This window comes from Paracoccus everestensis (assembly GCF_021491915.1).
GTDB classification, from domain to species: Bacteria; Pseudomonadota; Alphaproteobacteria; order Rhodobacterales; family Rhodobacteraceae; genus Paracoccus; species Paracoccus everestensis.
On record NZ_CP090836.1, the window covers coordinates 1898228 to 1912986 of the forward strand.

Genomic DNA, 14759 nt, shown 5'->3' on the forward strand with positions numbered 1-14759 from the left:
GGCTGGGGCACGGTTTCTTGAGACAGCGTCGAGCGCTACTTTTCCGTAGGAACGGGGGGTAGAACATGGACGACAAGAACGAGTTGAAGCCTGGCGCGACGGAGGCCTCGGCCCCGACGACGTGCGCTCCACACGCTGACGGCGGCGGGGCCGAGGCCGGTCGAGGCAAGCGCTTCTCCGCGAAGAGGAAGCTGGTCGCGGTGCAGCGGCTGATGCGGGGCGAGAGCCTCGAGACATTGTCGCGGGAGTTGAACGTGCCGGCGCATCGGTTGTCGGAATGGCGCGACCGCGTCCTTTTTGCGGCCGAGACCGCGCTGAAGGAGCGCGAGCGCGACGCGCGCGATGACGAGATCGCGCGGCTGAAGACGAAGGTGGGCGACATCACCATGGCGAACGAACTTCTTTATGCGAAGATCGAAAAGCTGGAGGCGGGCCGCCCTTTGGCCGGGCGGAGGTCGAGGAGATGACCGGCATCCTCTCGCCCTCCGTTGGCCGCCGCTACCCGCTGGCCACCGTCTGCCGGCTCTGGGGCCTGTCACGAGCGAGCCTGTATCGGCGGCGCTTTGCGATGGCGGCGAACGAGCCGCACCCTCCCCGCCGTCGCCGGGGCCCACAAGGCGCCGCCAGCGACGCCGACCTTCTGGCGGCGATCCGGGGGATCATCGAGGCTTCCCCCTTCACGGGCGAGGGTTATCGCAAGATCTGGGCGCGGCTGCGCTTGCGGGGCTTGCGGACTGCTGCACGTCGGGTGCGGCGGATCATGAAGGAGCACGGCCTGCTTGCGCCTCACCGGCCGGCACCTCGGGCGGCGCATCCGCATGACGGAACAATCGTGACCGAGCGCGTGGATCAGGTCTGGGGCACGGATATGACGGAGACCTTCACGACCGCCGAGGGTCGAGCCTATGTCTTCGTCGCCGTGGATCACTGCTCGGGTGAGTTCGTCGGCATCCACGCCGCCTCCGGCGCCAGCCGTTGGGAAGCGCTGGAGCCGGTCAAGCAGGGGATCGCGAAGCATTTCGGTGCGCTTGACAGGGCCGGAGTGGCGACGGGTCTCACCCTGCGGCACGACCATGGTTCCAACTACATGTCGGGAGACTTCCAGCGCGAGATCCGCTTCCTCGGCGTGGCCAGCTCGCCCGCCTTCGTCCGCCAGCCCGAGGGCAACGGCGTGGCCGAGCGGGCGATCCGGACGCTGAAAGAGCAACTCCTCTGGGTCCGGCACTTCGTCACGGTGGAGCAACTGCGGCAGGCGCTGGCCAGCTTCGCCGCACTCTACAACGCCAGCTGGCTACGGGAACGGCACGGGCACAAGACGCCCGATCAGATCCGTGCCGAGCAGAAGGCTCTTGAAACCAAAGCCGCCACAAGGTTCAAACTGGCGGCATGACCGGCGCAAAGCGCTGTCTCAAAACCGGGCCGCGGTACAACCGAAAGCTACACCACCCCCTGGGACGTCACCGTGCTGAGCTGGCGCCTATGTGCTTTCCCGGTTGTCCTGCAGCCCCGTGACCCGAGACGCTGACTCGAAACAGAGTGAAGTCGGGCATCACTTGGCAGGCGACGGCTCTGATTTTTCCTGCAAGCACGGCTTGCGTCAGATCCTCGGTTGTACCGCCGCGACTTAGGCAGGTTTCTGCGAGGGATAGAACCTTCTCATCTTGCACATCATCGACAGGTGAAAGTTCCCCGATCCTTGACAGCAGATTATACAGGACGCACCGCTCGAAAATGACCCTGCACAGGGCACTCGGGATGGCGGACGACAAGACGCTGCTCGATAAAAGGCTAGTGTTCGGCTCTGCGCACGCCCAATCTATATCTGAACCTCGGCAATGGGGATCGCTGTCTCTTAATCCTTGGTAAGCTGTTCATTCCTTACCTCGAAATACAAACCTTGGACCTGTCGCGGCTTGGTGGCGCTCCTTTGATAGCACAATGTGCGGCAAAGGAGATGAACCCTGGGCACAGGCAGGACGGATGAGTTTCGCAAGGATGCGGTGCGCATTGCACGGACGAGCGGGCTTTCGCGACGTCAGATTGCGGATGATCTGGGGGTCGGCGTGTCGACCTTGAACCCATGGGGGAACGCCCATCGCGACACGGATGTGGTCTCAGCAGAGGACCGCGAGCTTGCCCGGAGAATAACGGCTTGGGCGCGAGATCCGCATCCTTAAGGATTTGAGCCGGATCCGCGAAACAGTCTGGGGGATTGTTTCCCCGGCGAAAGGGGGAGATCCTGGAAAAAAGCCACCCAGTTCTTCGCGAGCCAAAAGCCGTGCGGTTCAGGTTCGTCGAAGAGCAGCGTGGGGCCTTCCCGATCGACCGGCTGTGCCAGGTGAGGAATGTCAGCCCCCGCGGGCTGCGGGCCTTTTGCAGCCGCCCGGCCAGTCGCTGGCAGCGCATGGACATGGTTGTTCTTGCCCCTGTCAAGGAACAGTCGCGTCTGAGCCTGGGCAGCCATGGCCGTCCCCGGATGACTGAGGAACTGAAGGAAGTTGGCATCGATGTAGGCCATCGCCGGGGCGGGCGACTGATGCGGGAGAACGGGATCGTCGTTGAAAGAACGCGCAAATTCAAGGCGACCACGGACAGCAATCACGCCTTCAACAGCGCTGGAGTGCCAGCAGTATCGCGCCCTGACCCTCCCCGCAGCAGGTGATGTGCTTCGTCGATCCACAGCATCGCGATCTCGAACTTCTTTAGGCGATGGTAGGCGGTAGCCCCGCCTCATGATCCCGTTCTGCTCATCTCGTCTCATATGCTGGCCGTCCCGCCCCTTATCCGCGGCGAAAACGGGTGGTTCGTGCGAGCCGGTTCGGATCTTCTTCCAGACAGCACTCGTGCGGGAAAGATTGTCTTAAGCGGGGGAACTTTGTTCTGGCGGGCGGAAGGGTTGTTGCCGCTTCTCAAACATAACGCGGCAGCGAGTTGGACCTGCCCCTCCTATCGCGTCAAAGTCAACGTGTCGTTCGTTTCGTGGATCTCGCTGATCAACAATGCCGCACTGCTTCCCAGTTACTATTGAGCCGCTGCACGCTCATGAGGCTGAGATGATGCTGTCGGCCGACCTGATAGGCATTCCCGAACAGGAAGGACAGGCCCGTGCTCTGTCTGAAATCCATCTCTCCGATCATCGACGCCCTCGAGACCGTGTCTCCCAGAGCGCGTCCCCGGCCTGGCCTACGCAGCGTGGACGCATGCTTGATTTGGCGGCCAGTCTCGAAATGCGCAAAGGCCGGTGTGATGGAAAAACCTATGTCTCCCCGCGCGACGAGGCACTGAGGCGCCGATATCCGGAAATCTTCGGGTCCGGCCCCTGGCCTGCCAACTGTCTCATCCCTGATTATCACGTAGACCCTCGCCGATCTGCCTTGTTTATACCAAAGTCGATGCTGCGCGAGGTTCGGACCGGGTAGGAGCATGCTAGTCTCTTTGCAAAAGCAGGCCACCACGACACCGAAGATCCGAGTTGCGATCCAAGCGAGCAGTGAACCGGCCTGGCTGGTGGCGGATCACCACGGATCTCCGAGCAGACCGTCTGGACGTGGCGCAAGCGGCGCGACGTCCGGGACCGGATCCACACGCCGCACGGTTGCAAACGACGCTGACGCCTGCGCAAGGCAGGCCGTTGCGGTGGCGGTGCGCAGGCGCTTCTGCTGTCGCTCGACGATCTGCTCGCCGTGGTGCGCAAGTTCCTCAACCCGAACGCCTCCTGCTCGGGTCTTGACCGCTGCCTGCGGCGCCATCGCGTGGGAAATCTGCAGGCACTGAAGCTCCGAGAGCCGAAGCCCCCGCAGGGCACCTTCAAGGCCTGCGCACCCCGACACCTTCCCATCGACGTGAAATACCTGCCCCCGATGGCCGACGAGGACCGCCGCCGCTGCTTCTTTGTGGCCATCGACCATGCCACCTTTGTGCGACCGATCTGGCGAGCGCACCTCCTTTTTTGAGGCGCAGGGGGATGCGGTGCGGTGCGCCTTGAGAGGGGTCGCATCGATCATGATTGTCCTGGGCGCCTGACCCTTCGCCAGCCAGGCCTGCCATGATCCGGGCGAAGACTCCGTTATGACTCCAGCGCTTGCCGCTTGGACGGTCCATGTTCCTTCGGAGCATCGCACCACCATAGTCCATTGTGATCGATGAAGATCATGCCGCCTGGCACCCGCAGATCATCGACGCGCGGACGACCCTGGCTCTTCGGGAAGGAAGGGGCAAATGCGCGCCCTCTGCGCGTCTGTCAGCCAGAACAAGCTGCTCATCGATCAGGTCTCCTTGCGGGGCCTGAACCAGGCCAAAGACGGGAAATTGATGGGTCTGGAGGTTAAGCACATTGTAAGGAGAAGGGTCAGGTTCAGTTGATCAGCTCGGGCGCGGTTGGCTCGCGTGACGCAAGCTCGCGGACTGACGGGGTTAATGATGAGCAACTTGTTGTGGCTGGCGGACGCGCAGATGGAGCGATTGCGGCCGTTCTTCCCGAGGAGTCGTGGCAAACCTGGGGTCGATGACCGGCCCGTTCTAAGCGGCATAATTTTCGTCAGTCGCAACGGCTTGCGATGGTGCGATGCCCGCCCGAGTATGGGCCGCCGAAGACCCTCTACAACCGCTGGATCCGCTGGAGCCGGATGGGGGTCTTCGCCCGGATCATGGAGGGGCTGGCCTCCGGCGGTGGCGGGGGAAAGGTCGCGATGATCGACGCGACGTGTCTGAAGGCGCAGGGCACGGCTTCGAATCTGCGGGTCAAAAAGGGGAACCCGACGACAAACGTGGACGTCTGATCGGGCGCACCAAGGGCGGACTGAACACCAAGCTGCAGACAGTGACGGATGCCATCGGCCGTCCCATCCGCTTCTTTATGACCGCAGGCCAGGTCAGCGACCACATGGGCGCGGCGGCCCTGCTGGGCAGCCTGCCGAGTGAAGAATGGTTGATCGCCGACGGTGGCTATAACGTGGGCCTGGTTCCGGGATACGTTGAAAGACAAAGGGATAAGCCCCTGCATCCTTGGCCGGAAGTCTCGTGGCAAGGCCATCCGCTACGTCAAACGCCGCTACAAACGCCCCAACCGGATCGAGATCATGTTCGGCAGGCTTAAGGACTGGCACTGGATCGCAACCCGCCACGACAGATGCACCAAGATCTTCCTCTCCGCCGTCGTCTTCGCCGCAACCGTCATGGTCTGGCTTTGACGATCAATGAGTTTGGACCCTAGCATTACAGTTGCACATTTCTTCGTAGGTGTGCCTGCTTTGCCGCGGCTTGATGGGCCCTTCGCCACATCGACCATGCAATGATATGAGCCGGTTCGATCCGACGTTGGGCCAGCCGATTGGCGATGCGTCGGATCTCCTGGATTGACCAGCGGATCAGCTTGGGTGTCCTGGCATCCTGCGCATGGTTTTTTTGGGCGGTTCGACATTGGCGTGATGGCGAATGGTCGCCATCATGGCAAAGGCCAGCATGACCAACGACACATGGCGGTGCCACCCGTGCCAGGAGCGGGTCTCGTTGTGATCAAGGCCGAGTTCGTTCTTTGCGGTCTCGAAGCTGTCCTCGATTGCCCATCGATGTCCTTCGACGCGCACCAGTGTATCCATGCCCGTGCCCTCCGGGCACCAGGTGGTGAAGAACGCCAACTCGCTGTCAGAGATATTGCGGCGGATCAGCAGGCCTCGGGTCCAGACCCCATGCAAATCGGCATTGAAGTCGCCTGCGTCGAGATCAGCCAGATCAAGGTAAGCCCAGTCGTGGAGGCGCTCGCCCTTTGTGCCCGAACCTGCCGAAAGGCGCTGCCAAGCCTTTGGCGGCAAGGCTCCCGCGATGCCCCTTGCCGTTCCGCTGAAGGCATGGGGTTTGCCCCAGGACGTGAAGGAATGACTGGCGCTGACGCCCAGCACATAGCCCTTGCCGGCACGGCGCAACGCCATTTCGATGGCACCGACGCCATAAACGCTGTCGGCAGCCACCCAGGAGAAGGGGACATCAGCCAACAGCGCACGCTCGATCATGGCGCGGGCAAGAGCAGGTTTTGTGGCGAATTGCACAGCCTCGAGGACATGGGTCCTGGTTCGCCGCTCCAGATCATCAGTCCAGGCTTTTGGCAGATAAAGCGCCCGATCGATAAAGGTATGTCCATGGCGCGAAACATAACTGGCGAAAACACCGATCTGGCAATTGGTGATCTTGCCTGCGGATCCGGTGAATTGGCGCGCTACTCCACAGGATGCGTGGCCCTGCTTCAGAAAGCCGGTTTCATCGATCACCAGCACCGCCTCGGGATCAGCAAGAGTGTCCAGGGCGTAGTCCCGAACAATATCGCGCAGGGCATCGGCATCCCAAGGGGCGCGTCCCAGAATGGCCTGCTGCCGCCAAGGACCCGGATCTCTAGCCGCCTCCTCTCGCATCCAGCCCGTCTTGCGCCGTTCCTCGCCCAATAAACTGTCGAGAAACCGTTCGGCCGATACCGCAACCCGTGCTGCGTGAACAGCTGGCGCATGCGAGCCTTCGCAGCACGAAGCGACGAGGCCCAAAGCTACAGCGTCTCCTCGACCGACAAGCCCGCCATCCACGAGCCTCCATCAATCATGAAAGCGCATGGATTCAGACAGAAGAGGAAAATGCAACTGTAATGCTAGGCCATTGGCATTACTTCAACGCCTCGGCAACTGCATCAAAGAATACAAGCGGATCTATTGGTTCTTTCCCGACTGGTTTGGGCTGGGACATATGCGTGGCAATGACGATGTTCTTTGCCGGGTTGATGTAGATGTTCTGGCCCTGGATGCCGATCGCCGCAAACGCCTTGTCGGAGATGGACGGTTCGGTCCACCCTGGCCACCACATCAGGCCGTATTCGATCACGCTGCCATCCTTCAGTTTTTGCGGCTGGCCAGCCTGTTCCATCCATCCGTCGGGCAGAACTGGCGTGCCGTCAATGACGCCGCCTTCCAGAAAGAACTGACCAAAGCGCGCGAAATCGCGCAACGTGGCCGACAGGCCGCTGCCCCCGATCTCTACCCCGTCAGGGGAATCCAACCACCAGTTTGCGTCCGCTTCCATCCCATAGGGCTGCCAGATCTTTTCGGACAGATACTCGGCCAGGGGCTTGCCCACGGCGCCCCGGACGATCTCTCCCAGAACCTGCGTCTCTCCTGTGGAATAAGTGTGGACCGTGCCTGGCTCGGCGGCCCGCGGCAGAGCCGCCATCACCTTCATCGCCGCGCCCGGTTCCTGCGCGATCTGTGCGCGCAGAAGGTTCCGCCGGTCCGAGTCGGGATCGGTATAGGTCTCGTTCCATTGCACGCCCGAGGCCATTAGCAAGATGTCATGGATGCTGACACCATCATAGGCGCTGCCCTTCAGGCTGGGCACATAAGCGACCACCATGTCGTTGAGGCTGCCGATATGCCCGTCCCTGATCGCCGCGCCGACCAGCGTCGAGGTGATGGACTTGGCGACCGACATCGACATCCACCGGGTATCAGCCGTATTGCCGCGCTGATAGGTTTCGTAAACGACCGCGCCGTCCTTCAGCACGATCAGCCCGGTCACGTTGTCGAGGGCAAGGAAGTCGTAAAGGTCATAGGTCGTGCCGTCGATGTCGAAGGACACCATGGCCGCAAGATCCTGTGGTGCCCGGGGAAAGTCGCGTGGCGTGTCACCCGCTTCGATGGTGCGCACCGGGAACAGGCGGTCGATGTTGCGGAAGGTACTGACCGCCAGGTCAGGCGTCAGGTGCCCGTCATAGATCTGCTCGACGGTGCCGATGGATTCGCTGGCGTGGGGATAATCCTGCGCGGTTGCGGTTGCTGTCCATGCCAGGCTCAGTGCCGTTGCCGCCAGCAGTGTCCGTGTCGCTTCCAATCGGCGCATTCCAGCATCTCCCTCATGTTTTCAGGATCGTTGTCCAAGTCTGCAGATTATGCAATGGACGGGGAACTTTGGTCCACAAATCGTCTGAGTGACTTTGTTGAGGTTCAGGGCAATAAGGCATCGGATCCCGGCACGCCTTCAAAGGAGGATAGGATGGTCAATCTTGATGGCAGGGTGGTTCTCGTCACCGGGGCAAGCCGCGGCATCGGCGCCGCTTCGGCGCGTGCTTTCGCAAAGGCGGGCGCCTTGGTGGGGGTCATGGCCCGGAGCATGGCTGCGGTGGATGAACTTGCGGCCGAGATCGGTGGCCTCGCCCTGTCCGGCGATGTCGCACAGGCTGCGGACATGGAGGGCGTGGTGGCCAGGATGTGTGACCGTTTCGGGCGGCTCGACGTGCTTGTGAACAATGCCGGTGTGATCGGACCCATCGCGGGACTTGCGGCTGCTGATGTGAAGGAATGGGGACAGGCCATCGACACCAATCTGAAGGGAGTCTTTCATGGGATGCGTGCCGCCCTTCCGGTGATGCGCGCCCAGGGCGGCGGGACGATCCTGACCGTCGGGTCGGGCGCGGCCCACTCCCCCCAGCAAGGCTGGAGCGCGTATTGCGCTAGCAAGGCCGGAGCCTGGATGCTGACCCGCGCGCTGGATCACGAGGCGCGCGGCGAGGGCATCCGGGCCATCAGCCTGTCGCCCGGGACCGTGGCGACGGATATGCAGGACAGCATCCGGAAAAGTGGGATCAACCCGGTCAGCCAACTTGACTGGTCGGTGCATATCCCGCCCGAATGGCCCGCCCGGGCGCTTGTGTGGCTGTGCGGCCCGGACGGGGACGAGTTTCTGGGGGCAGAGGTTTCGCTCAGGGACAAAGAGGTTCGCAGGCGCGTTGGGCTTGTCGCGTGACGGGGTTCCTGTCCTCGAATTTGGGCGGCCACTGGGGAACCGGTAACGCGGTCCTGGGCGGCATGACGGGAACCGCCGTTGCCGAAATCGTCAGTTGGACAGGATGCTGCGGACGGCCTCGGCCGCCAGGGGGGCAACACGTCGGCGGAAATCTTCCGGCGCCCATTCCGAAAGCGACGCCGCAATGTGGATCGCCGCAATCGGTCGTCCGTCTGCGTCAGGAATAGCCACGCCGAGGGCCACCTCTCCCATCAGGATTTGTTCGACTGCTAACGCATGACCATTCGCGCGGGCCAAGGCGATCTGTTCCCAAATCGCGGACGGGTCGGTAAGGGTCCGCGGCGTGATCTGCGGGATTTGCTGCCCTTCCAGGATCTTGTCCACCTCATCATCCGGCAGCATCGCCATGACGGCCCAGCCCCCGGACGTGCAGGCCGTGGGGACGCTGTTGCCCACCAATGTGGCAAAGAACGTCTCTCGCTTGCTTTGCATCCGGGCGGCATAGACCATCCGTCGCCCGTCAAACAAAGACAGATCCACCCGTTCCCGGACATTGCGCCGCAGTTCCAGAAGCACCGGGCTAGCGCGACGGACCAGCGGATTCAACCGCAGATAGTCATGCGTCAGATCCAGGATCTGCAGGTCGAGGCGAAAACCGCGCCCGTCCTCGGACAAGGTCAGATAGCCCAGCTTGCGAAAGGTATGGACCAGGCGCTGCGCTGCGCTGCGGGTCAACCCGGCCTTGGCGGCGATCTGCGCCAGCGACAATGGTCCGTCGGCTTCGCGGAATGCCTCGAGAACGCTCATCCCACGGGCAAGGGATTGAATGAACAAGGAATCTTCTGGGTTCGACGGGGACATGGCCGGGTTTTCCTGCACGATGCGCATCTCCGACGTTGACATGATGAAAATTCACTAACTAAACTCATCATGCAATGCAATCGTATCGGATCGCAATACAGAATGCCGGCAATCCCCAATCAAGATCAAGCGCCGCGCGTCGCCCTTGCGGGATTTGTCCATGAAAGCAATTCCTTTGCGCCCAGCCCCGCCGACATGGCAGCCTTCGAACAAGGCGGCGGCTATCTGCCGCTAAGCCGCGGCACGCAGATTCTGGAACGCGCGCGGCAGGTCAACCTGCCGGTCGCTGGCGCGATCGACCATGCCGAACGCCATGGCTGGCATCTGCTGCCGCTGACCTGGGCAGGGGCCGTGCCATCGGCCCCGGTGACCGCCGCCTGCTATCGGGCCATCTGCGATGAGGTCGTCGAGGGCCTGCGCCAGGCGTTGCCCGTCGATGGGGTGTTCCTTGACCTGCACGGGGCCATGGTGGCCGAGGGTGCGCCCGATGGCGAGGGGCCACTAATCGCCCGCGTGCGCGAGGTCGTGGGGCCGGATGTGCCCATCGTCGCGGCGCTTGACCTGCATGGAAACATCAGCGCGCAGATGGTCGATGGGGCCGACCGGCTAGTAGGGTTCCGCACCTATCCGCACGTGGACATGGCCCTGACCGGGCAAAGGGCGGCAGAGGAACTGGACGGGCTGATGCGGGGCCGCGCGAACTTCAAGGCGTTCCGGCAGCTGGATTTCCTGATCCCGATCGCCTGGCAATCGACCATGGGCCAGCCGGCGGCCGGGCTTTACGACTTCGTGGCGGAACTTGACGCCCGAGGCGTCTGCGCGTCGTTCTTCATGGGCTTTCCGGCTGCGGATTTCGTGGATTGCCGCCCCTCGGTCCTGGCCTATGCGGAAAGCCAGGAACAGGCGGACGCCGCCGCGGACCGGATCGCCCAGGCCGTCCGCGACGCCGAACCGGCCTTCCAGGGTCGCTTCTTCCTGCCTGACGACGGTGTGGCCGAGGCGCAGCGCCTTGCCTCCACTGCCACGCGCCCCGTCGTCATCGCCGACACCCAGGACAACCCCGGCGCAGGGGGCGATTCCGACACGACGGGGATGTTGCGGGCGCTGATCCAGGCGGATGCCCAACAGGCGGCCATCGGGCTGATCACCGATCCCGGGGCTGCGGCCGCAGCTCATGCGGCGGGCTTAGGGGCGCAGATCGATCTGTCCCTCGGCGGCAAGTCGGGGGTCAAAGGTGACGCCCCCTATGCCGCCACCTTCGAGGTAGAAGCCCTGTCCGACGGCCGCTGCCATGCGACGGGCGCTTATTATGGCGGCGCGCATCTGCAGCTTGGCCCCTCGGCCTGCCTGCGCATCGGCGGCGTCCGCGTGGCCGTGGCATCCGAAAAGGCCCAGATGGCCGACCGGGAGATGTTCCGATTTCTGGGGATCGAGCCCGAGGCCCAGGCCATCCTGGTGGTGAAAAGCTCGAACCACTTCCGCGCCGATTTCGCGCCCATCGCCGAAGCCATCCTGACCTGCGCCGCGCCCGGCCCCATGCCCATCAGCCCCGCCGGCCTGCCCTTCCGCCACCTGCATGCCGGCATCAGGCTGGAGCCAGGCGGCCCGCCCTTCATCCCACCCGCCCAAGGCTGACGCCAAGATCGGCCCGCGATATCGTTCAACAGAGAGGATCTCATGTTCAACCGACTGACAGCCACGCTTCTGGCCTCAACCATGCTGACCGGCGCGGCCTGGGCCGAAACCACGGTCAAGGCCGTGATGCATTCCGGACTGCGCGTCCTCGACCCGGTCATCACCACGGCCCATATCACGCGCAACCACGCCTACATGATCTATGACGTGCTGATCGCGCAGGACAGCCAATACCAGCCGCAGCCGCAGATGGCCGACTGGACCGTGTCCGACGACCAACTGACCTATACCTTCACCCTGCGCGACGGGTTGACCTTCCATGACAGCGCGCCCGTAACTGCCGCCGATGCAGTGGCCTCGTTGAAACGCTGGGGGCTGAAGGATGCGGGTGGCCAGGTCGTCATGGACCGCACAGCCAGCCTGGAGGCGACGGATGACAAGATCATCACCTGGACCCTGACCGAACCCTTCGTGCCGATGCTGGACATCCTGTCCAAGCAGTCGGCGCTGCCGCCCTTCATCATGCCCGCCCGCGTGGCCGAAACCTCGGCCGATGAGGCGATCACGGATTACACCGGATCCGGCCCCTTCCGCTTTGTCGAGGCCGAGTTCCAGCCTGGCCTGACCGTCGTTTACGAGAAGTTCGACGAATATGTTCCGCGCGACGAACCTGCCGACTGGATGGCGGGCGGCAAGGTCGTCAACGTGGACCGGGTCGAATGGGTGAACATGCCCGACATCCAGACCGCCGTGAATGCGCTGTCGGGTGGAGAGATCGACTATATCGAGCAGATGCAGGTCGATCTGCTGCCGCTGCTGGAAGGTGATCCGAACATCGTCGTGGAAAAGCGCGAACCGACCGGGATGCAGACGATGGTCCGGATGAACTTCCTCCATCCGCCTTTCGACAACCAGCAGATCCGCCAGACGGCGCTGAAGGCGATCCAGCAGGAACCCGTGCTGGCGGCGATGGTCGGCAATCCCGAATATTACCAGGTTTGCGGCGCCATCATGGGCTGCGGCACCCCCTTGGGCAGCGAGGTCGGCACCGAAACGCTGACGGCGGGCGGCGGGGTCGAAGAGGCCAAGGCGCTGCTGCAGGAAGCGGGCTATGACAATACGCCGGTCGTGCTGATGGCCCCCACCGACATGGTGGCCCTGGCCACGCAGCCGGTCGTGGTGTCCCAGGCCCTGCGCGAGGCGGGGTTCAACGTCGAACTGCAACCGATGGACTGGCAGACCCTGGTCACGCGCCGCGCCAGCCAGTCGGCCCCGGCGGAAGGCGGGTGGAACATCTTCATCACCAACTGGATGGTGCCGGAAATCTCGAACCCGATATCGAACCCGATGCTGAACGGGCGCGGCAATGATGCCTGGTTCGGCTGGCCCACCGACGAGAAGGTCGAGGAACTGAAGGAGAAGTTCATCGACGCGGCCGATGCCGAAGCCCAGAAGACCGTGGCCGAGGAAATCCAGGCCCATGCGATCGACAACGGCCTGTTGATCCCGCTGGGCCAGTACACCCTGCCCCAGGCACGCCGCGCCGGGATCACCGAGATGATCAACTCGCCCGTGCCGGTGTTCTGGAACCTTCAGAAGGCCGAGTGATCGCCTGTGGGGGCGGTGCCACGGCGCCGCCCCTGACCTGCCCGTCCGATCCGAGGAAACCTGATGCTGGGTTACATCCTGCGGCGCATCCTTGCCGTCATTCCGGTGATGCTGCTGGTCGCCGTTTTCGTCTTTCTGCTGCTGCGCCTGACGCCGGGCGACCCGGCCGCGATCATCGCGGGCGACATGGCGACCCCCGCGCAGCTTGAACGCATCCGCGAGGCGATGGGCCTGAACCAGCCTCTGCACATCCAGTTCGTCACCTGGGTCGGGCGGCTTCTGCAGGGGGACCTGGGCGTCTCGCTGATCTCGAACACGCCGGTGTCGGCCATGATCGCGGACCGGATCGGCCCGACCTTTGCCATCGCGATCCTGACCATCCTGATGTCGGTGGCCATGGCCGTGCCGATGGGGGTGCTGGCCGCCTGGAAGCATCGCAGCGCCGCCGATTATGCCGTCATGACCTTTTCGGTCCTGGGCTTTTCGGTCCCGGTCTTCGTGATCGGCTATATTTTCATACTGATCTTCTCGCTCAAGCTGGGCTGGTTCCCGGTCCAGGGCTATACGCCGATCGGCAGCGGCCTGGGCGCGTTCCTGTCCAACGCCTTCCTGCCCGCGCTGACGCTGAGCACCATCTATATCGCGCTGATCGCGCGCATGACGCGGGCCAATATGCTGGAGGTGCTGGGCGAGGATTACATCCGCACCGCCCGCGCCAAGGGCGCGCCCGAACGCACCGTCCTGTTCCGCCACGCGCTGAAAAATGCCGCCGTGCCGATCCTGACGGTGATCGGATCGGGATTTGCGCTGCTGATCGGGGGCGTGGTGGTGACGGAAACCGTGTTCAACATCCCGGGCATCGGGCGGCTGACGGTCGATGCAATCCTGGCTCGCGACTATCCGGTGATCCAGGCCATGATCCTGCTGACCAGCTTTCTGTATGTGCTGGTGAACCTGCTGATCGACCTCAGCTACAGTTTCTTTGACCCGAGGATTCGTTACTGATGTCCCCCATTCCGCCGCCGACCTCTGCCATGCAGCCGGTCCTTCGCGCGCTGCGGCTGCCGCAGTTCGGGTGGGGCAGCAAGATCGCCGCTGTGGTGCTGGCCGTCATCGTGGTGCTGACGCTGCTGGCGCAGTGGATCGCGCCGCATGATCCGCTGGCGATGAACCCGATGGTGCGCCTGAAAGGCCCGATCGAGGGACACCCGCTTGGCACCGACAATTTCGGCCGCGACATCTTCAGCCGGGTGCTGATCGGGGGCCAGTTGTCCCTGATCATCGGTCTTGCCACCGCCGTCGTGTCGGTCCTGCTGGGGCTGGTGATTGGCATGGTCGCGGGATTCTTCCGCACCGCCGATGCGATCATCATGCGGATGATGGACGCGCTGATGGCGATCCCGTCGATCCTGCTGGCCATCGCACTGGTGGCGCTGAACGGTCCATCCGTGGGGTCGGTCATCGCCGCAATCACCATCCCGGAAATCCCGCGCGTCGTCCGGCTGGTCCGCGCGGTCGTTCTGGCCGCGCGCGAGGAACCCTATGTCGAGGCCGCAATCGCCCTTGGCACGTCCATGCCGAAAATCCTGGTCCGGCATCTGGTCCCGAACACGCTGGCGCCCCTGATCGTGCAGGGTACCTATATCCTGGCATCCGCCATCCTGACCGAGGCGATCCTGTCCTTTCTGGGCGCGGGCGTCAGCACCGAAACCCCCACCTGGGGCAACATCATGGCCGAGGGGCGGATGTTCTTTCGCATCAAGCCGGAACTGATCCTTTATCCCGGCCTCGCGCTGTCGCTGTGCATCCTGTCGATCAACCTGCTGGGCGATGCCGCGCGCGACATGCTGGACCCGCGACTGAAGAAACGAGCGGGGTAA

At 63.3% G+C, this 14759-nt stretch carries 8 protein-coding genes and 6 pseudogenes; 10 read left to right on the forward strand and 4 right to left on the reverse strand.

Annotation, left to right across the window (positions count from 1 at the left end):
- Positions 1 to 146: 146 nt before the first annotated feature.
- From LZ585_RS09350 to LZ585_RS15010, 4 genes and pseudogenes are all read left to right on the forward strand, one after another.
- Positions 147 to 1390 (forward strand): annotated as a pseudogene (locus LZ585_RS09350) (IS3 family transposase); the annotation flags it as partial.
- Between the two features lie 571 nt (positions 1391 to 1961).
- Positions 1962 to 2617, forward strand: a pseudogene (locus LZ585_RS09355) (IS3 family transposase); the annotation flags it as partial.
- A gap of 144 nt (positions 2618 to 2761) precedes the next feature.
- Positions 2762 to 3028, forward strand: a complete 267-nt coding sequence (locus LZ585_RS09360; protein ID WP_234853315.1) for a hypothetical protein — start codon at positions 2762 to 2764, stop codon at positions 3026 to 3028.
- A 395-nt stretch (positions 3029 to 3423) separates the two neighbouring features.
- Positions 3424 to 3923, forward strand: a pseudogene (locus LZ585_RS15010) (IS481 family transposase); the annotation flags it as partial.
- Here LZ585_RS15010 and LZ585_RS09365 read toward each other — a convergent pair.
- Positions 3914 to 4262, reverse strand: a pseudogene (locus LZ585_RS09365) (transposase); the annotation flags it as partial. The pseudogenes LZ585_RS15010 and LZ585_RS09365 overlap by 10 nt on opposite strands.
- A gap of 157 nt (positions 4263 to 4419) precedes the next feature.
- Between LZ585_RS09365 and LZ585_RS09370 the strand changes: the two are divergent.
- Positions 4420 to 5189 (forward strand): annotated as a pseudogene (locus LZ585_RS09370) (IS5 family transposase).
- A 177-nt stretch (positions 5190 to 5366) separates the two neighbouring features.
- Here the strand turns inward: LZ585_RS09370 and LZ585_RS09375 are convergent.
- Both LZ585_RS09375 and LZ585_RS09380 read right to left on the reverse strand, forming a co-directional pair.
- A pseudogene (locus tag LZ585_RS09375) lies at positions 5367 to 6565 on the reverse strand (IS701 family transposase).
- A gap of 80 nt (positions 6566 to 6645) precedes the next feature.
- On the reverse strand, positions 6646 to 7872 hold the full coding sequence (locus LZ585_RS09380; protein WP_234853316.1) for a serine hydrolase domain-containing protein: 1227 nt from the start codon (positions 7870 to 7872) through the stop codon (positions 6646 to 6648).
- A gap of 153 nt (positions 7873 to 8025) precedes the next feature.
- Here LZ585_RS09380 and LZ585_RS09385 point away from each other — a divergent pair, with 153 nt between their 5' ends.
- Entirely contained in the window at positions 8026 to 8775 is a 750-nt protein-coding gene (locus LZ585_RS09385) for an SDR family oxidoreductase (RefSeq protein ID WP_234853317.1), read from the forward strand.
- 90 nt (positions 8776 to 8865) lie between these two features.
- Here the strand turns inward: LZ585_RS09385 and LZ585_RS09390 are convergent, their stop codons facing one another.
- Positions 8866 to 9663, reverse strand: a complete 798-nt coding sequence (locus tag LZ585_RS09390; RefSeq protein WP_390625116.1) for an IclR family transcriptional regulator — start codon at positions 9661 to 9663, stop codon at positions 8866 to 8868.
- Between the two features lie 75 nt (positions 9664 to 9738).
- On the opposite strand from LZ585_RS09390, the gene LZ585_RS09395 reads away from it, so the two are divergent.
- The 4 genes from LZ585_RS09395 (at position 9739) to LZ585_RS09410 (ending at position 14759) form a co-directional block, all read left to right on the forward strand.
- On the forward strand, positions 9739 to 11271 hold the full coding sequence (locus LZ585_RS09395; protein WP_256445613.1) for a M81 family metallopeptidase: 1533 nt from the start codon (positions 9739 to 9741) through the stop codon (positions 11269 to 11271).
- A 42-nt stretch (positions 11272 to 11313) separates the two neighbouring features.
- Entirely contained in the window at positions 11314 to 12879 is a 1566-nt protein-coding gene (locus tag LZ585_RS09400) for an ABC transporter substrate-binding protein (RefSeq protein WP_234853320.1), read from the forward strand.
- Positions 12880 to 12942: 63 nt separating this feature from the next.
- On the forward strand, positions 12943 to 13884 hold the full coding sequence (locus LZ585_RS09405; protein ID WP_234853321.1) for an ABC transporter permease: 942 nt from the start codon (positions 12943 to 12945) through the stop codon (positions 13882 to 13884).
- A complete protein-coding gene (locus tag LZ585_RS09410) occupies positions 13884 to 14759 on the forward strand; it encodes an ABC transporter permease (protein WP_234853322.1) in 876 nt (291 codons plus the stop codon). The genes LZ585_RS09405 and LZ585_RS09410 overlap by 1 nt, the downstream gene beginning before the upstream one ends.